Below are 16,795 nucleotides of genomic sequence, written 5' to 3' on the forward strand. Positions count from 1 at the left end.
CTGGGCCTGAGCCGGCGGGGCCGGTATCGATCGGGCAAAGATCATATGGGAGAGAGCAATGGCCTGGGACGAGGAATGCGACGTCGTCGTCATCGGATCGGGCGGGGGCGCGCTGGTGGGCGCGCTGGCCGCCGCCAAGGCGGGCCTGAAGGTGATCCTGGTCGAGGCGACCGACCGGTTCGGCGGCACGACAGCCTATTCCGGCGGCGGCATGTGGCTGCCCTGCAATGCCGCGCTGCGCCGCGCGGGCGACGACGACACCATGGAGGATGCGCGGGAATATTATCGCGCCGTGGTGGGGGACCGCACCCCGCGCGCGGTGCAGGACGCCTTCCTCGATAACGGCGCGGCCATGCTCGATTTCCTGGAAAGCGACCCGCATCTGGAATTCGCCGTCTATCCCTGGCCGGATTATTACGGGAAGGCGCCCAAGGCGCGCGCCGGCGGCCGGCACATCATGCCGCTGAACCTGACGCCCGAGGAGATCGGGGCCTTGCGCGACCAGTTGCGGCCGACCCTGCCGGTGGAGCGGCTGGGCGAGCCCCTGCCGGAGGAGCTGGTGGGCGGGCAGGCGCTGATCGGGCGGCTGCTGCTGGCGCTGAAGGCGCAGGCCGGCGCGGACCTGAGGCTTTCCACGCCGTTCCGCGATTATGTGGCGGAGGATGGCGCGGTTACCGGCGTCGTCGTGGGCAAGGACGGGGCCGAACGCCGCATCCGGGCGCGCAAGGGCGTGCTGGCGGCGGCCGGCGGGTTCGAACGCAATGGCGAGATGCGGGCGCGTTTTGGCGTGCCGGGCGAGCTTTCCGGCTGCGTGGGCGCGCCGGGCAATATGGGCCGGCCGATCGAGGCGGGCATCGCCATCGGCGCGGACGTGGACCTGATGGGCGAGGCCTGGTGGTCCCCCGGCATCCTGCACCCGGACGGCACGGCAACCTTCTCGCTCGGGCTGACCGGCGGCATCTTCGTCGATGCCAATGGCGAGCGTTTCGCCAACGAATCCGCCGCCTATGACCGGCTGGGCCGCGACATCATCGCGGCGGAGGCGGAGGGACGGCTGAAGCGGCCCTTCTGGATGGTCTATGACGATAGCACGGGCGGCGAGCCGCCGGTGATCTTCCCGACCGTGCCGGTGGGCAAGGCCGAGGATTATGTGGCCGCCGGCTATCGCAAGCGCGGCGCGACGCTGGCGGAGCTGGCAAGCGAGATCGGCGTGCCGGCCGATCGGCTGGAGGCGACGGTCGCGCGCTACAACGGCTTCTGCGATGCCGGCCGGGACGAGGATTTCGACCGGGGCGGTGAGCCTTATGACCGCTTCTTCATGGGCGAGGGCGGCGGATCGCCGCTGGTGCCGATCCGGCGGGGGCCGTTCCACGCCCAGGCTTTCTCGATATCCGATCTGGGCACCAAGGGCGGGCTGAAGACGGATGCCAAGGCCCGCGTGCTGCGCGCCGACGGATCGGTGATCCCCGGCCTCTATGCCGCCGGCAACACGATGGCGGCGGTGAGCGGCCAGACCTATCCGGGCGGGGGCAACCCGATCGGTTCCTGCGCCGTATTTTCCTGGATCGCCGCCCGCGACATGGCCGGAACGGGAGCATGACCATGGAAGCAGACGATTATTTCGCCATCCAGAATGTGCTGTTCAGCTATCCCTTCGCGCTGGATGCCGGCGATTTCGATGCGGTGGGCGAGCTGCTGGGCGATGCGGTGATCCACAGCGGCGGCGCGCTGCTGGCCGATCGCGATCCGAAGGCCGTGGCCAATGCCTTCCGCAGCTGGGTGCTCACTTATGCCGACGGCACGCCGCGCACGCGCCACATGCTGGCCAATGTGATGATCGTGCCGGAAGGCGAGGGGAAGGCGCGGGCCAGTTCCTATGTCATGGTGTTCCAGCAGGCGGGCGACGGGCCGTTGCAGGCGGTGATCGGCGGCGATTATCTGGACCGGCTGGAGAAGCGCGACGGCCGCTGGCGGATCGTGGAGCGGACCATGGGCAACGACCTGGTGGGCGACCTTTCCCGCCACGGCCGCGACATGGGGACGATCAAGCCCGGCCGGGCGAACGGAGCGAAGCCGCTGGCCGGGTGAACGCGCGCGGGGCGCAACGATCGAATTGCGCCCACCCCCTTGCCTGATCGCCCATTCCCTGCGCAAAGCGCGGACATGGATAGCGAAAGCCATTCGGAGTTCAGCCGCGCGGAATGGGCGCGGCTCCGCTCCAGCGTGCCGATGATGCTGAGCGAGGCCGAGGTGGAGGCGCTGCGCGGCGCCAACGAGCCGACGTCGATGGTCGAGGTGGAGGAGGTGTTCCTGCCGCTCACCCGCCTCATCAACCTGCACGTCGCCGCATCGCGCGGGCTGGCCCGCGTGACCGACGATTTCGTCGGCCGGCCGAGCTGGCCCCGGCCCTATGTGGTGGCGATCGCCGGCAGCGTGGCGGTGGGCAAGAGCACGGTCGCCCGCCTGCTGCGCGCGCTGCTTTCGCGCTGGCCGGATCATCCCAAGGTGGACCTCGTCACCACCGACGGCTTCCTCTTCCCCACGCGGGAGCTGGAGGCGCGGGGGCTGATGGCGCGCAAGGGCTTTCCCGAAAGCTATGACGTGAAGCGGATGATCGGCTTCCTCGCCGATATCCGCGCGACGGGGCGGGCGACCTCGCCGGTCTATTCCCACCAGGCCTACGACATATTGCCCGGCGAGGAACATGTGGTCGACCGGCCGGACATATTGATCTTCGAGGGGCTGAACGTCCTCCAGATCGGCGCCGGGATGGAGCGGGCGAACGCGCCGGTGTTCACCGCCAGCGATTTCTTCGACATATCGATCTACATCGATGCGGCAGAGGAGAATATCGAGCGCTGGTATCTGGAGCGGTTCATGCTCCTCCAGCGCACCGCCTTCCAGAACCCGGCATCCTATTTCCACCACATGGCCCACGCCCCGTTCGATGAAGCGCGGGCCTTTGCGCTGCAATTGTGGGAACGGATCAACGGCCCCAATCTGCGCGACAATATCGAACCCTCGCGCTCGCGCGCCGACGTGATCCTGCACAAGCAGGCCGATCACGGTGTCGATTGGCTGAAGCTGAGGCGGTTGTAGGGGAAAGCAGCCCCGGCCCTTCTCCCCCGGACCCGCCGCAAAATTCCGCATCGACAAAATTCCACATCGACCGTGCGACGATGCGGTAAAATTCGACTCCATGGCGTTCAAAAATTCCCTTCGCTTCCGCGCGGGATTCATGCAGCAAGGCTGCGCATGGCCACGTATGCGCGGCCGATAAGCGATGCTTTGCGGGAGTTTGCCATGGGAAGGATGCGCGACAAGATCGTGCTTATAACGGGCGCGAGCGAGGGAATCGGGCGCGCCACGGCCGAGCTGATCGCCGCGGAAGGCGGCCATGTCGCGATCGCCGCGCGGCGGGCGGAGCCGCTGGAGGAGACGCGCGCGGCAATCGCGGCGGCCGGCGGATCGGTGGAGGCGCACCGGCTCGACGTGTCCGATCTCGACGCTTACGCCGCGCTGATCGCGGACGTCGCCAGTCGCCATGGCCGGCTGGACGTGCTGGTGAACAATGCGATGTCCGCCGCCTACAAGTCGATCGCGGACCTCACCATCGAGGATTGGCGGCGCGATTTTGCGGTGAATGCCGAGGCGGTTTTCGTGGGCACGCGCGAGGCGATGAAGCTGATGATCCCCGCCGGGCGCGGATCGATCGTCAATATTTCCTCCGCCTGCGGGGTGCGAGCGATGCCGGGCATGGCGAGCTATTCCGCATCCAAGGCGGCGCTGATCCACTTTTCCGCCTGTGCCGCGATCGAGGGCGCGCCGCACGGCGTGCGGGTGAACAGCATCGTCCCCGGCCAGATCGCGACGCCCGCGACGCTGCATTTCCAGGAAATGGCGCCGGATGCGGCGAATGCCGTGACGCAGGCGATCCCGATGCGGCGCAGCGGCGAGCCGGCCGAGCTGGCGCAGGCCGTGCTGTTCCTGGCTTCGGACGAATCCGGCTACGTCAACGGCGTCGCGCTGCCCGTGGACGGCGGCAAGACCGTCCAGCTCTACATGCCGTCATGAGCGGGGCGCTTTCGGGCAAGCGCGCCGTCGTGACCGGCGGCGCGCAGGGGATCGGCCGGGCGATCGCGGAGCGGCTGGCGGCGGACGGCGCGCGGGTGGCGGTGCTGGATATCGATGCCGGCGCGGCCGGCGGCACGGCAGAGGCGCTGGCGGGCGGGGGCCATATCGGCCTGGCCTGCGACGTTTCCGACAGCGGATCGGTGGATGCGGCCTTCGCGGAGATCGCGGGCGCGTTCGGCGGCGTCGACATCCTCGTCAACAATGCCGGCACGGGCCGGGGCCCCGACGACGGCAGCGACCAGATGTATGCCGGTGCGGCCGAGCGCGCCGCCCAGATCGCGCGGGGCGAGGCGCCGACCGCGCATGCCGACCAGCTGATCCACATGTCCGACGCGGGATGGCGGCGGGTGATGGGCGTCAACCTGGACGGGATGTTCCATTGCGCGCGGGCGGCGGTGCGGCTGATGGCGGCGGGTGGCCATGGCGGCAGCATCGTCAACATCGCATCGACATCGGCGGCGTCCGGCGAAGGCCCGCTGCATTATGTGACGAGCAAGGCCGGCGTCGTCGGCCTCACCCGCGCGCTGGCGCGCGAGCTTGCGACGCGCGGCATCCGGGTGAACGCCGTCCATCCCGGTCCCACCGACACGCCGATCATGCAAAGCGTGCCCGATACGATGGTGGCGGCGATGGAGGCGGCGATCCCGCTGGGGCGGATGGCGCGCCCGGCCGAGATCGCGGCGGCGGTCGCCTTCCTCGCATCCGAGCAGGCGAGCTATGCCACCGGCAGCGTGCTGACGGTGAACGGCGGTTCCTACATGGTCTGACGGAAAGGGGTGGGCGGGGGAGGCCCGGCGTGGCATGGTGGCGCATCAGCGTTCTGGAGTAGCCATGTTCGATCGCCTGTTCCTCGCCCATCCGCGCAGCGTGAACGAAAGCTATGTCGAGCATTTCGGCGTGGCCTTCCGCTTCGGCGCGACGATGGTGGCAAGCGGCCTCGCCTGTATGGTCCATGGCATCGTTCCCGCCCTGTTCGTGCGGACCGGCAGCAATGCCGTGAAGCGGCTGCACGCGCAGATGGCCGCGCGCCAGCCTTCCCCCCGCGCCCGCGAGCAGCGCCATGCCGGGTGGAACGAGCCCGAATGGCAGATCGAGTATGAAATCTGATCGAATTTGAGGTATGAAATCTGATCGAATTTGAGGTCGGATTGCCGGGCGAGCGGTTGCCCTTGACGGCCCGCCTGCCTATCGGCGTGGATGTGACCGCGCCTGTTCCCCCGCTCCGCATCGATATCGACTCCGCCGCCCTCGTCGCCAACTGGCGCTGGTTCGCGGAGGCGAGCGGGCGTGCGGTATGCGGCGCGGCGGTGAAGGCGGACGGCTATGGCCTGGGCGCCAGGGGCGTGGTCGACCGGCTGGCCGATGCCGGCTGCCGCGACTTCTTCGTCGCGACCTGGGCGGAGGCGGAGGCGCTGGGGCCGCTGGCGGACGCGCTTTCGCTTTCGGTGCTGCACGGCCTGCGCGCCGAGGATGCGGAGGCGGCGCTCGCCAGCCGGGCGCGGCCGGTGCTGAACAGCGCGGCGATGGTGGCCCGGTGGAAGGCGCTGGGCGCGGGCCGGGCCTGCGACGTGATGATCGACACCGGCATGAACCGGCTGGGCCTGACGCCGGAAGAAGCGCGATCGGGCCTGCTGGACGGGCTGGAGATCGATACGCTGATGAGCCACCTGGCCTGCGCGGACGAGCCGGGCCATCCGCTGAACGAACAGCAACTCTTCACCTTTCGCGGGCTGAAGGCGGCGATCCCGGCGCGGCGATACAGCCTGGCCAATTCCGCCGGCATCTGCCTGGGGCAGCGTTACGCCTTCGGCCTCACGCGGCCGGGGCTGGGGCTTTATGGCGGGATTCCGGGGCCGGGCGCGGAAGGCCATGTCCGCCGCGTCGCGCGGCCGCATGCGCAGATATTGCAGGTGCGGATCGTGCCGCGCGACGCCACCGTCGGCTATGGCGCGACCTTCGCCGCGCCGGCGGCGATGCGCGTCGCCATCCTGAACGTGGGCTATGCCGACGGTTATCTGCGCGGTTTCGGCGAGGGACGGGGCCGGGCGCTGGCGGGCGGCGTGCCCTGCCCGGTGCTGGGCCGGGTTTCGATGGACCTGCTGGCCGTGGACATCGGCGCCGCGCAGGACGTGGAGGAAGGCGACTGGCTGGAGCTGGATTACGATCCCGCAACGGCATCGATTGCTTCGGGCCTGTCACAATATGAGTTGCTGACCTCGCTCGGCCGCCGCTATCAGCGGTGCTGGTTATGACGGGTAAGCGCTTGGCCGAAGCCATCATCTCATTCTTCGCCGCGATCGGCCGGATCGCCATCCGCTCGCTCGCCACCGTGGGCCGGGCGACATTGTTCGCGATCAACGCGATCCGGCGCGGGCTGACGCCCCCTTATTATCCGCACAAATGGCTGGAGCAGCTCGCCCATATCGGCTGGTTCTCGCTGCCGGTGGTGGGCCTGACGGCGATCTTCACCGGCGCCGCGCTGGCGCAGCAGACCTTCACCGCCGGATCGCGCTTCAACGCGACCTCGACGGTGCCGGCCATCGTGGTGCTGGGCATCGTGCGCGAGCTGGGTCCGGTGCTGGTCGGCCTGATGGTGGCGGGCCGCGTCTCATCGGCGATGGCGGCGGAGCTGGGCACCATGCGCGTGACCGAGCAGCTCGACGCGATGACGACGCTGCGCACCGATCCCTTCCGCTACCTGATCGCGCCGCGCCTGTTCGCGTCCGTGATCGCGCTGCCGCTGATGGTGATGATCGCCAATGCCATCGGCATCTTCGGCGGCTATCTGATCGCCGTCTACAAGCTGGATTTCAACGCCGTCGGCTATCTGAAGGTGACGCGCGAATTCCTGGAGGCCAGCGATTTCATGATGGCGCTGGTGAAGGCGGCGGTGTTCGGCTTCTTCATCGCGCTGATGGGCTGCTATCACGGGTTCCGCGCCAATGGCGGCGCGGCCGGCGTAGGTGAGGGCACCCGTAATGCGGTGGTGAGCGCCTTCATCCTGATCCTGCTTTCCAACCTCCTCATCACCGTGATGGCGTTCGGCTGATGGCGACCCCCAAGATCCAGATCAGCGGGCTGGCCAAGACGTTCGGCGCGAACCGCGTGCTCGACGGGGTGGACCTGGCGGTCGAGGCCGGGGAATCGATGACGATCATCGGCCAGTCCGGCAGCGGCAAATCGGTGACGCTGAAATGCATATTGGGCCTCGTCCGGCCCGATGCCGGGTCGATCCGCATCGACGGCGAGGAGATCGTGGGGCTGGGCGAGCGCGACCTTGCCCGCGTGCGCGCCAAGTTCGGCATGCTGTTCCAGGGCAGCGCCCTGTTCGATTCGCTGCCCGTGTGGCGCAACGTGACCTTCGCGCTGACGCAGGGCCGCGCGCGGGACACCGCCCGGATGCGGGCGATCGCGCAGGAGAATCTGGAGCGGGTGGGGCTGGGGCCGGAGGTGCTGAACCTCAGGCCCAGCGAGCTTTCCGGCGGCATGCAGAAGCGCGTGGCGCTGGCCCGCGCCATCGCGCCCCGGCCGGAGATCATCTTCTTCGACGAGCCGACCACCGGCCTCGACCCGATCCGCGCCGACGTGATCAACGACCTGATCATGAGCCTGGTCGACGACCTCGGCATCACCGCGCTGACCATCACCCACGACATGGCATCCGCGCGGAAGATCGCCCACCGGGTGGCGATGCTCTACCAGGGCAAGATCATCTGGCACGGCCCGCGCGACCGGCTTTATGATTCCGGCAATCCCTATGTGGACCAGTTCGTCCAGGGCAATGCCGAGGGGCCGATCCGCTAGGATCAATCGGTTCCGGAATGGGGAGATGCTCTCCATTCCCATGCGTAGCTGGGGCGGCCGCCGCGAGGGCCGCCGAGTGCCTCGGCGGAACCCACCCCCAACCCCTCCCTTGCAGGGAGGGGAGAGGAAGCGCGGAAGGCCGCCTGCTTCTGATATTCCGGACGGTTCCGGTGCGTGGAAAAGCGTTGTCCCGGAGCCGCCAGCGATGCCAGCCTGCGCTGGCATGACGTTATCGGATCGGCTGCGGCCCGCCATCGCCGCTTCGCCCGATATCCGGGCGTCGCGGCGACGGCGGGGTGTTTCGGGTCAGCGTTCGATGCACATGGCGATGCCCATGCCGCCGCCGATGCAGAGCGTGGCGAGGCCCTTCTTCGCGTCGCGCTTTTCCATCTCGTAGAGCAGGGTGGTGAGGACGCGGGCGCCCGAGGCGCCGATCGGGTGGCCGATGGCGATGGCGCCGCCGTTGACGTTCACCTTGTCGGCATCCCAGCCGAGTTCCTTGCCGACGGCGAGCGACTGGGCGGCGAAGGCCTCGTTCGCCTCGATCAGGTCGAGATCGGCGACCGTCCAGCCCGCCTTTTCCAGGGCGATGCGGCTGGCCGGCGCGGGGCCGATGCCCATGATCGCGGGATCGACGCCGCAAGTGGCCCAGGAGACGATCTTGCCCAGCACCTTGGCGCCGCGCCGGGCGGCCTCATCCGCCGACATCACGACGATGGCGGCGGCGCCGTCGTTGATGCCGCTGGCATTGGCGGCGGTGACGGTGCCGTCCTTCTTGAAGGCGGGCTTCAGCGCCTGCATCGCTTCCAGCGTGGCGCCGGCGCGGATATATTCGTCCTGATCGACGACGGTGTCGCCCTTGCGGCCCTTCACGGTGACGGGCGCGATCTCATCCTTGAAGCGGCCGTCGGCGCGGGCCTTTTCCGCCCGGTTCTGGCTGCGCACGGCGAAGGCATCCTGCTCGGCCCGGGTGATCTGATATTTCTCCGCCAGATTTTCGGCGGTGATGCCCATGTGGTAATTGTTGAACGCGTCCGTCAGGCCATCATGGATCATGGTGTCGAGCAGGGCGACATTGCCCATCTTGGCGCCGGCCCGCAGGAACTGGGCGTGCGGCGCCATCGACATATTTTCCTGCCCGCCGGCGACCATGATCTTCGCATCGCCGGCGCGGATCGCCTGGGCGGCGAGCGCGACCGCGCGCAGGCCGGACCCGCAGAGCTGGTTGATGCCGATCGCGGTCTTTTCCACCGGCAGGCCGGCATTGACCGCCGCCTGGCGGGCGGGGTTCTGCCCCTGGCCGGCGGTGAGCACCTGGCCCAGGATCACCTCGTCCACATCCGCCGGCGCGACTCCGGCCTGGGCGAGCGCCGCCTCGATCGCGATGCGCCCCAGCTCGTGCGCGGGGGTGGCGGCGAAGGCGCCGAGAAAGCTGCCCACGGGGGTGCGCTTTGCGGCGGTGATGACGACTTCGGTCATGCTAGGCTCCTGTGCGAACGTGGCTCGATCGGCCCTTTGCGGTGCTTCTTCGGCAGCGCGCCTATCATCTCTTTCGCGGTTGCGAAAGCCAATGTGCCAGCGGCTCCCACAGCGCCTGCCGGCCCCGGCTGCCGACGATCATGCCGACATGGCCGAGGTCGAGCCGCATCGCATCGCCGATACCGGCCGCGCTGGCGGCGGGCACGATGCGATCGGTGAGCGAGGCGACGTCCAGCACCGGGCAGGCGATCGCGGCCGGATCGACCGGCGCGCCGGCCACCAGCCATCCGCCCTTGCCGGTAATGTCGCCGCCGAAGAGATCGACCAGCAATTGCCGCCCGGCGGCGAGCGTCAGCGGTGGGCCGTCATTGGCCCAATCCTCCAGCGCGATGAAGGCCTGGATGCGGGGATCGCCTTCGGGCAGGCGGCCGAAATCCTCGAACTTGCGGATGGTGCGCGCGGGATCGAGCCGCCAGAAGCTGGCCTGCAGCGCCTCCATCGGCAGCACGCCCAGCGTTTCGGCGGTGGGTTCGGCCTGGTTCCACAGGCCGGCAAGGTCATCGCGTGCCGCGCGCGCGAACGCGCTGAAATGCCACGGCGCCGCGATCAGCGCGAGCGAGCGGACCGGATGGCGCGCGGCGGCGGCGAGCGCCATCGTGCCCCCCAGGCAATAGCCGGCAAGCGCCACCGGCTCGCCCAGTTCGCGCAGCAAAGGCAGCAGCAATTGTTCGACATGGCCGGCGACGTCGCGATCGCGCTCCTCCGGCGCGGGCGTGCCCCAATCGAGGAGGAGCGGGCGCACGCCCTGCGTTGCCAGCCAGCGCAGCAGCGACCGGCCTTCGGCGAGATCGAGGACGTGCGGCGGGTTGATGAGCGAGGGCACGAACAATGCGGGCGGCCCATCGCCGCCATAATCGCGGATCGCGGCGCGGCCGATACGCGCGATCACCGGCATTTCGGGCGGGCGCGGGGCGCGATCATGGCCCTGGTAGCGGCGCAGCCCGGCGAGCGCCGCGCGCAGCCGGGCCGGATCGCCCGCGGTTTCATGCTGCAGCATGGCAAGGAACAGCGGAAGGGGGCGGGGCTTCTGTTGCGGTGCGTCAGAAAATGATGCTACGCTGCCGCAATTCGTGGGAAAGGGCGCGGTCATGGCGAAATCAGCTGGTTCGGGCACGGGGGGTTCTGGCACGGTCATCATCAAGAAATACGCCAATCGCCGGCTCTATAATACCGAGACGTCGAGCTACATCACGCTCGATCATCTTGCGCACATGACGCGCGAGGGGCGGGATTTCAAGGTGATCGACGCCAAGACGGAAGAGGACATCACGCACAACGTCCTCACCCAGATCATCATGGAGGAGGAAAATCGCGGGCAGACGATGCTGCCGGTGAATTTCCTGCGGCAGCTTATCTCCATGTACGGCGATTCGATGCAATCGATGGTGCCGCAATATCTGGAAGCATCGATGGATGCGTTCCGCCGCAACCAGACGCAGTTCCGCCAGGCGATGGAAGGGGCGTTCGCCGGCGGCCCGTTCGCGGAGCTGGCCAAGCGCAACATGGACATGTTCGAGGCGGCGGCCAAGGCGTTCCAGCCGCCGAAGAAGAACGGCTCCGCCGGCGAGGAATCGGCCGGGGCCGCTGGCGGATCGCGCGATGACGAGCTGGCGGCGCTGAAGGCGCAGCTTGCCGGCCTACAGGCCAAGATCGACAAGCTGGGCGAATAAGCGGGCGGGCCGGCGGCTTTCCGCGCGCCGGCCCCGCCCCTTCGATCAGGGCTTCACGAATTTCAGCGTGAGCCGGTCGCTTTCGCCGATGGCGAGATATTTTTCGCGGTCCTGGTCCCCCTGCGAAAGGGTGGGCGGCAGGGTCCACACGCCGTTCGGATAATCGGCCTTGTCCCTGGGATTGGCGTTCACTTCCGATTCGGCGGCCAGCTTGAAGCCGGCGCTTTCGGCGAGGCGGACGATCGTCGACTTCTTCAGATAGCCGCTGGATTTTTCGAGGGCGGAATCGCGGTCCTCGGGCAGGCGGTGATCGACCACGCCCAGCACGCCGCCGGGCTTCAGCGCCTTGTAGAAGCTGGCGAAGGCGGCCTTCGCTTCCGGCTCGCCCGTCATCAGCAGGTTGTGGACGTTGCGGAAGGTGAGCACCACGTCCGCGCTGCCGGCCGGCGCGATATCGCCGGGGGCCTTGGGATCGAGGGTGGTGATCTCCACCTTGCCGAAGCGGGCCGGATCGCTGGCCACCAGCGTTTCGGTGGCGGTGCGATATTTGCCCGGAGGCTGGGCGGCGGCGATGTAACGGCCCTTGTCCTTGAGCAGCGGGGCCAGGATTTCCGTATACCAGCCGCCGCTGGGCCAGATTTCCACCACCGTCTGGTCCGGCTGGATGCCGAAGAAGCTGAGCGTTTCCACGGGATGGCGATATTGATCGCGCGCGCGATTTTCCGCCTTGCGGCGCGGATCGGCCACGGCGGCCGCGATCGGCCCGGAAGCGGCGGCGTGGTGCATGGCGTGGCCGGCGTGGGCGGAATGATCCTCCTGCGCGAAGGCCGGCGCGGAAGATGCCAGGCCGGCCAGCAGGGCTGCCGCAAAAACAGGGTGGCGCAAAGTCTCTCTCCCAATCATGACGATGGCGGCATGATGCGGAGGACGGGTTGGGGATGCAAGGCACACTCTGGGCGTTGGCGGGGGCTTCGGCGGCGGTGGCCGGGCTGGCGGCGCTGGCGGACCACCGCCGCAACCGCCGCCGCGACGTGGACCGGGTGGGCTGGGTGCCGTGGCCGCTGATCGTGATGCTGGCGATCCTGCTGGCGCTGGCCTTCACCGCCTTCGCCATCCACAATCCGGAGTGACCGGATGCGGGGCGTTGAATGAAAATTACTCATGTGACGGGTAAAGAGTAACGTCGTTTCAAAAAATCATGGGCCACGGGTTGCGCGAAGCGGCGCGACAGGCCAAAGACGCCCCGCAAACCCAACCCTTAAAGGAGCGGAGCCTGATTCACGATCCGATCGGCCGGCACCCGGCGGAGCGATCGAGACGTTCAAGCCCCAGGATAGCGTGTCATGACCCATCAGTTCGACAAGTCCCGCCTGCCCAGCCGCCATGTTTCCGTCGGGCCGGAGCGCGCGCCGCATCGCAGCTATTATTACGCGATGGGCATGACCGAGGAGGAGATCGCCCGTCCGTTCGTGGCGGTGGCGAGCGCGGGCAACGACAGCGCGCCCTGCAACACCACGCTGAACGAACAGGCCGATATCTGCCGCGAGGGCGTGATCGCGGGCGGCGGCACGCCCCGCCGGTTCAACACCATCACCGTGACCGACGGCATCGCCATGGGCCATCAGGGCATGAAAAGCTCGCTGGTCAGCCGCGAGGTGATCGCGGATTCGGTGGAGCTTTCGGTGCGCGGCCATTGCTATGACGCGCTGGTGGGCTTTGCCGGCTGCGACAAATCGCTGCCCGGCATGATGATGGCGATGCTGCGCCTGAACGTGCCTTCGATCTTCGTCTATGGCGGATCGATCCTGCCCGGCCGGTTCCACGACCGCGACGTGACGGTGGTCGACGTGTTCGAGGTGGTCGGCAAATATGCCGCGCACGCCTGCCCGCTTTCGGAAGTGACGGCGCTGGAAAAGGTGGCCTGCCCCGGCCACGGCGCCTGCGGCGGCCAGTTCACCGCCAACACCATGGCCTGCGTGGGCGAGGCGATCGGCCTGTCGCTGCCCAACAGCAACATGATGCCGGCGCCCTATAAGGGCCGCGACGAGATCGCCCGCGCCGCGGGACGGCAGGTGATGGAGCTGGTGGCGCGGAACATCCGCCCGCGCGACATCTGCACGCGCGAAGCCTTCATCAACGCCGCCCGGATCGTGGCGGCGACCGGCGGATCGACCAACGGCGCGCTCCATCTGCCGGCGATGGCGAACGAGGCGGGGATCGAGTTCGACCTGTTCGACGTGGCCGAAATCTTCAAGTCCACGCCTTATATCGCCGATCTGAAGCCGGGCGGCCGCTATGTCGCCAAGGACATGCACGAGGCGGGCGGCATCTACATGCTGATGAAGACGCTGATGGCCGAAGGGCTGCTCTACGGCGACTGCATGACGGTGACGGGCAGGACGCTCGCCGAGAATATCGACGAGGTGACGTGGAACCCCGACCAGAAGGTGATCTACGACGCCAAGACCCCGATCACCCCCACCGGCGGCGTCGTCGGCCTCAAGGGCACCCTGGCCCCGGAAGGCGCGATCGTGAAGGTGGCCGGCATGCACCGGCTGCAGTTCGAAGGGCCGGCGCGCGTGTTCGATTGCGAGGAGGATGCCTTCGCCGCCGTCGAGGCGCGCGACATCGCCGAGGGATCGGTCATCATCATCCGCTATGAAGGGCCGAAGGGCGGACCGGGCATGCGCGAGATGCTTTCGACCACGGCGGCGCTTTACGGGCAGGGCATGGGCGAGAAGGTGGCGCTGATCACCGACGGGCGCTTTTCGGGCGGCACGCGCGGCTTCTGCATCGGCCATGTCGGGCCGGAAGCGGCGGACGGCGGGCCGATCGCGCTGGTCGAGGATGGCGATCCCATCCGCATCGATGCCGAGGCCGGCACGATCGACCTGCTGGTGGCCGACGACGTTCTGGCGGAGCGCCGGGCGAAGTGGCAGCCGCGCAAGACCGATTATAATTCGGGCGCGCTGTGGCGTTATGCCCGAAATGTCGGGCCGGCGTGGAAGGGGGCGGTGACGCATCCCGGCGCCAGGGCGGAGACCCATGTCTACGCCGACATCTGATCCGGCGGCGGCGCGCCGCGCGATCCTGACGGCGGCGGAAACGCGCGCCGCGGAGGAGGCGATCTTCGCCCGCGGCGTGCCGGTGGCGGACTTGATGGAGCAGGCGGGCGCCGCCGTGGCCGAGGCCGCGTGGCGCTTCGCCGCGATGCCGCCGACGCTGATCCTGTGCGGGCCGGGCAATAATGGCGGGGACGGCTATGTCGTCGCGCGGCACCTGCGCGAACGCGGCGTGCCGGTGCGCGTGGCGGCGACCGGCGAGCCCGCAACCGAGGCGGCGCGAGAGATGCGGGCGCGGTGGGGCGGGCCGGTGGAGGCGCTGGCCGATGCGAAGCCGGCGCCGCTGCTGATCGATGCCCTGTTCGGCACTGGCCTGTCGCGGCCGCTGGACGGCGACGTCGCGGGCCGGCTAGCGGAACTGGCGGCGGCGGCGAAGCTCGCCATCGCGGTGGACCTGCCGAGCGGCATCGCCACCGACGACGGCGCGATCCTTTCCCCCGTGCCGCGTTTCGACCTGACGGTGGCGCTGGGCGTGCTGAAGCCGGCGCATGTGCTGCAGCCAGCCGCATCCTTTTGCGGGCGGGTGGCGGTGGCCGATATCGGCCTTGGCGGCGAGGCGCGCGCGTGGCGGGTGGCGCGGCCGCGGCTGGCGGCGCCGACGCCCGCCGACAACAAATATACGCGCGGGCTGGTGGCGGTGATCGGCGGCGCGATGCCGGGCGCGGCGATGCTGGCGGCGACGGCGGCCGCCCGTGCCGGTGCCGGCTATGTCGTGCTGACGGGCGAGGGCGCCGGGACGCTGCCCCATGCCATCGTGCGGCGGGACGATGCGACGGCGCTGGCCGATCCGCGCACCGGCGCGGTCGTGGCGGGGCCGGGGCTGGGGCGCGACATCGCGGCGCGCCGGCGGCTGCGGGCGGCGATGGATTCGGGCCATCCGATCGTGATCGATGCGGATGGGCTGGCCTTGCTGGCCGATGCTGGGCTATCGCGCCTCCGCCGGCTGGCGATGCCGGCGGTGCTGACCCCGCATGAGGGCGAATTCAAGCGCCTGTTCGGCGATCTGCCGGGCAGCAAGCTGGATCGCGCGCGGGAAGCCGCGCGACGGAGTGAAGCAGTGATTGTGTTGAAGGGCGCGGACAGCGTGGTCGCCCACCCCGATGGCCGGGCGGCGGTGGCCGTAACGGCGCCGGCCTGGCTGGCGAGCGCCGGCACGGGCGATGTGCTGGCGGGCATCACCGGCGCGATGCTGGCGCGCGGGCTGGACCCGTTCGCGGCGGCGCAGGCCGGCCTGTGGCTGCACGGCGCGGCGGCGGCGCAGGCCGGCCCCGGCCTGATCGCCGACGACCTGCCGGCCCATCTGGCATCCGCGCTGGCGGCCTGCGCATGAGCGAGGACGGACTGGTCGTCCGCCTCGCCGGGCGCGGCGACGGCGTGACCGCCGATGGCCGGTATGTCCGGCTGGCGGCGCCGGGCGACATGGTGGCGGCGGACGGCACCGTCATTCCCGGCCCGCAGCATGTGGAGCCGCTGTGCCGCCATTTCCCGCGTTGCGGGGGCTGCCAGCTCCAGCATGTCGACGACGAGGTCTATGCCGATTTCGTGACGAGCCGGATCGTGGGATCGCTGCGCGCGCAGGGCGTGGAGCCGCCGCCGATGGACCTGCCGCACCTCTCCCCGCCGGGCGCCCGGCGCCGCGCGACGATGCGGGCGGAACGGCAGGGGCGGCGCGTGCTGCTGGGCTTCAACGAAGGGGCCAGCCACCGGATCGTCGACCTGAAGGAATGCCCGGTGCTGCGGCCGGAGCTTGCGAGGCTGATCGAGCCGCTGAAGGGGCTGCTGGCCGGGCTGGTGCGCGATCGGCGCGCGGCGGCGGTGCAGATGACGCTGGCCGATCAGGGCGTGGACCTGCTGATCGAGAAGGTCGAGGCCGAAGGGCTGGCCGCCGCCGAGGCGCTGACCGCCTTTGCCGAAACCCACGGGCTGGCCCGGCTGGCGGTGGATGAGGGCGACGGGCCGCAGGTGCGCTGGGAACCGGCGCCGGCGACGGTGACGCTGGGCGGCATCGCGGTGGGGCTGCCGATCGGCGGCTTCCTGCAGGCGACGGCGGATGGCGAGGCGGCGCTGCTGGCCGAGGTGCGGCGGATCGTGGGCGACGCGGCGGTGGTGGCGGACCTGTTTTCCGGCATCGGCACCTTCGCCTTGCCGCTGGCGGAGAAGGCGAAGGTCTATGCCGCGGAAGGCGCGCGCGATCCGACGACGGCGCTGAAGCTGGCGGCGGCGCGCGCGGGCCGGGCGGTGATGGTGGAGCATCGCGACCTGTTCCGCCGGCCGGTGGACGCCAAGGATCTGGCGCGGTTCGATGCGGTGGTGCTCGATCCGCCGCGCGCGGGCGCCGTCGAGCAGGCGGAGGAGCTGGCGGGCGCCGGGGTGCCGTGCATCGCCTATGTATCCTGCAACCCGCACACTTTCGCTCGCGATGCCAAGATATTGATCCAGGGCGGATATGAGCTGGCGCGGATCACGCCGGTGGGGCAGTTTCGCTGGTCCACCCATGTCGAGCTGGTGGGGGAATTCCTGGCGTAA

The 16,795-nt window shown here is 69.3% G+C and carries 17 protein-coding genes; 14 read left to right on the forward strand and 3 right to left on the reverse strand.

Annotated features, from left to right (window positions below):
* Window positions 1-58: 58 nt before the first annotated feature.
* The 9 genes from G432_RS16250 to G432_RS16290 all read left to right on the forward strand — a co-directional run bounded on the left by G432_RS16250 (window position 59) and on the right by G432_RS16290 (window position 7,938).
* The gene (locus G432_RS16250) at window positions 59-1,600 is read left to right on the forward strand and encodes an FAD-binding protein (protein ID WP_015459909.1); all 1,542 of its coding nucleotides are present in this window, start codon (window positions 59-61) and stop codon (window positions 1,598-1,600) included.
* Window positions 1,597-2,088, forward strand: coding sequence for a nuclear transport factor 2 family protein (locus tag G432_RS16255; RefSeq protein WP_041864963.1), 492 nt, complete (start codon window positions 1,597-1,599; stop codon window positions 2,086-2,088). Before G432_RS16250 ends, G432_RS16255 begins: the two co-directional genes overlap by 4 nt.
* 75 nt (window positions 2,089-2,163) lie before the next feature.
* The gene (gene coaA, locus G432_RS16260) at window positions 2,164-3,099 is read left to right on the forward strand and encodes a type I pantothenate kinase (RefSeq protein ID WP_015459911.1); all 936 of its coding nucleotides are present in this window, start codon (window positions 2,164-2,166) and stop codon (window positions 3,097-3,099) included.
* Window positions 3,100-3,303: 204 nt separating this feature from the next.
* Window positions 3,304-4,074 (forward strand): SDR family NAD(P)-dependent oxidoreductase, encoded by a 771-nt coding sequence (locus G432_RS16265; protein ID WP_015459912.1) that lies wholly within the window; start codon window positions 3,304-3,306, stop codon window positions 4,072-4,074.
* Entirely contained in the window at window positions 4,071-4,901 is an 831-nt protein-coding gene (locus G432_RS16270; RefSeq protein ID WP_015459913.1) for an SDR family NAD(P)-dependent oxidoreductase, read from the forward strand. Before G432_RS16265 ends, G432_RS16270 begins: the two co-directional genes overlap by 4 nt.
* 64 nt (window positions 4,902-4,965) lie before the next feature.
* Complete coding sequence (locus G432_RS16275; RefSeq protein ID WP_015459914.1) at window positions 4,966-5,241, forward strand: DUF6356 family protein; 276 nt, start codon at window positions 4,966-4,968, stop codon at window positions 5,239-5,241.
* A 92-nt stretch (window positions 5,242-5,333) separates the two neighbouring features.
* A complete protein-coding gene (gene alr / locus G432_RS16280) occupies window positions 5,334-6,386 on the forward strand; it encodes an alanine racemase (protein ID WP_041865497.1) in 1,053 nt (350 codons plus the stop codon).
* Window positions 6,383-7,183: an MlaE family ABC transporter permease gene (locus tag G432_RS16285; RefSeq protein ID WP_041864964.1), complete on the forward strand. Its 801-nt coding sequence runs from the start codon at window positions 6,383-6,385 to the stop codon at window positions 7,181-7,183. The genes alr and G432_RS16285 overlap by 4 nt, the downstream gene beginning before the upstream one ends.
* Window positions 7,183-7,938, forward strand: a complete 756-nt coding sequence (locus G432_RS16290) for an ABC transporter ATP-binding protein (protein WP_015459917.1) — start codon at window positions 7,183-7,185, stop codon at window positions 7,936-7,938. The genes G432_RS16285 and G432_RS16290 overlap by 1 nt, the downstream gene beginning before the upstream one ends.
* Window positions 7,939-8,244: 306 nt before the next feature.
* Here G432_RS16290 and G432_RS16295 read toward each other — a convergent pair whose 3' ends face one another.
* Window positions 8,245-9,417 carry an acetyl-CoA C-acetyltransferase gene (locus G432_RS16295; protein ID WP_015459918.1) on the reverse strand — a complete coding sequence of 391 codons (1,173 nt, stop codon included), beginning with the start codon at window positions 9,415-9,417 and terminating at the stop codon, window positions 8,245-8,247.
* A 64-nt stretch (window positions 9,418-9,481) separates the two neighbouring features.
* On the reverse strand, window positions 9,482-10,474 hold the full coding sequence (locus tag G432_RS16300) for an alpha/beta hydrolase (protein WP_015459919.1): 993 nt from the start codon (window positions 10,472-10,474) through the stop codon (window positions 9,482-9,484).
* A 91-nt stretch (window positions 10,475-10,565) separates the two neighbouring features.
* Here G432_RS16300 and phaR point away from each other — a divergent pair, with 91 nt between their 5' ends.
* A complete protein-coding gene (gene phaR / locus G432_RS16305) occupies window positions 10,566-11,147 on the forward strand; it encodes a polyhydroxyalkanoate synthesis repressor PhaR (RefSeq protein WP_015459920.1) in 582 nt (193 codons plus the stop codon).
* Between the two features lie 45 nt (window positions 11,148-11,192).
* On the opposite strand, the gene G432_RS16310 is transcribed toward phaR, so the two are convergent.
* Window positions 11,193-12,032: a class I SAM-dependent methyltransferase gene (locus tag G432_RS16310; RefSeq protein WP_015459921.1), complete on the reverse strand. Its 840-nt coding sequence runs from the start codon at window positions 12,030-12,032 to the stop codon at window positions 11,193-11,195.
* A 53-nt stretch (window positions 12,033-12,085) separates the two neighbouring features.
* On the opposite strand from G432_RS16310, the gene G432_RS16315 reads away from it, so the two are divergent.
* From G432_RS16315 to G432_RS16330, 4 genes are all read left to right on the forward strand, one after another.
* Window positions 12,086-12,277 (forward strand): hypothetical protein, encoded by a 192-nt coding sequence (locus tag G432_RS16315; protein WP_041864966.1) that lies wholly within the window; start codon window positions 12,086-12,088, stop codon window positions 12,275-12,277.
* A 213-nt stretch (window positions 12,278-12,490) separates the two neighbouring features.
* The gene (ilvD, locus tag G432_RS16320) at window positions 12,491-14,212 is read left to right on the forward strand and encodes a dihydroxy-acid dehydratase (protein WP_015459922.1); all 1,722 of its coding nucleotides are present in this window, start codon (window positions 12,491-12,493) and stop codon (window positions 14,210-14,212) included.
* Entirely contained in the window at window positions 14,193-15,599 is a 1,407-nt protein-coding gene (locus tag G432_RS16325; RefSeq protein ID WP_015459923.1) for an NAD(P)H-hydrate dehydratase, read from the forward strand. Before ilvD ends, G432_RS16325 begins: the two co-directional genes overlap by 20 nt.
* Window positions 15,596-16,795, forward strand: a complete 1,200-nt coding sequence (locus tag G432_RS16330; protein ID WP_015459924.1) for a class I SAM-dependent RNA methyltransferase — start codon at window positions 15,596-15,598, stop codon at window positions 16,793-16,795. The genes G432_RS16325 and G432_RS16330 overlap by 4 nt, the downstream gene beginning before the upstream one ends.

Source organism: Sphingomonas sp. MM-1 (assembly GCF_000347675.2).
GTDB classification, from domain to species: domain Bacteria; phylum Pseudomonadota; class Alphaproteobacteria; order Sphingomonadales; family Sphingomonadaceae; genus Sphingomonas_E; species Sphingomonas_E fennica.

Excerpts from the sequence above, each read along its gene's own strand:
- G432_RS16250 (WP_015459909.1), top strand. The coding sequence starts at position 59 with ATGGCCTGGGACGAGGAATGCGACGTCGTCGTCATCGGATCGGGCGGG.
- G432_RS16255 (WP_041864963.1), top strand. The coding sequence starts at position 1,597 with ATGACCATGGAAGCAGACGATTATTTCGCCATCCAGAATGTGCTGTTC.
- coaA (WP_015459911.1), top strand. The coding sequence starts at position 2,164 with ATGGATAGCGAAAGCCATTCGGAGTTCAGCCGCGCGGAATGGGCGCGG.
- G432_RS16265 (WP_015459912.1), top strand. The coding sequence starts at position 3,304 with ATGGGAAGGATGCGCGACAAGATCGTGCTTATAACGGGCGCGAGCGAG.
- G432_RS16270 (WP_015459913.1), top strand. The coding sequence starts at position 4,071 with ATGAGCGGGGCGCTTTCGGGCAAGCGCGCCGTCGTGACCGGCGGCGCG.
- G432_RS16275 (WP_015459914.1), top strand. The coding sequence starts at position 4,966 with ATGTTCGATCGCCTGTTCCTCGCCCATCCGCGCAGCGTGAACGAAAGC.
- G432_RS16285 (WP_041864964.1), top strand. The coding sequence starts at position 6,383 with ATGACGGGTAAGCGCTTGGCCGAAGCCATCATCTCATTCTTCGCCGCG.
- G432_RS16290 (WP_015459917.1), top strand. The coding sequence starts at position 7,183 with ATGGCGACCCCCAAGATCCAGATCAGCGGGCTGGCCAAGACGTTCGGC.
- G432_RS16295 (WP_015459918.1), bottom strand. The coding sequence starts at position 9,417 with ATGACCGAAGTCGTCATCACCGCCGCAAAGCGCACCCCCGTGGGCAGC.
- G432_RS16300 (WP_015459919.1), bottom strand. The coding sequence starts at position 10,474 with ATGCTGCAGCATGAAACCGCGGGCGATCCGGCCCGGCTGCGCGCGGCG.
- phaR (WP_015459920.1), top strand. The coding sequence starts at position 10,566 with ATGGCGAAATCAGCTGGTTCGGGCACGGGGGGTTCTGGCACGGTCATC.
- G432_RS16315 (WP_041864966.1), top strand. The coding sequence starts at position 12,086 with ATGCAAGGCACACTCTGGGCGTTGGCGGGGGCTTCGGCGGCGGTGGCC.
- ilvD (WP_015459922.1), top strand. The coding sequence starts at position 12,491 with ATGACCCATCAGTTCGACAAGTCCCGCCTGCCCAGCCGCCATGTTTCC.
- G432_RS16325 (WP_015459923.1), top strand. The coding sequence starts at position 14,193 with ATGTCTACGCCGACATCTGATCCGGCGGCGGCGCGCCGCGCGATCCTG.
- G432_RS16330 (WP_015459924.1), top strand. The coding sequence starts at position 15,596 with ATGAGCGAGGACGGACTGGTCGTCCGCCTCGCCGGGCGCGGCGACGGC.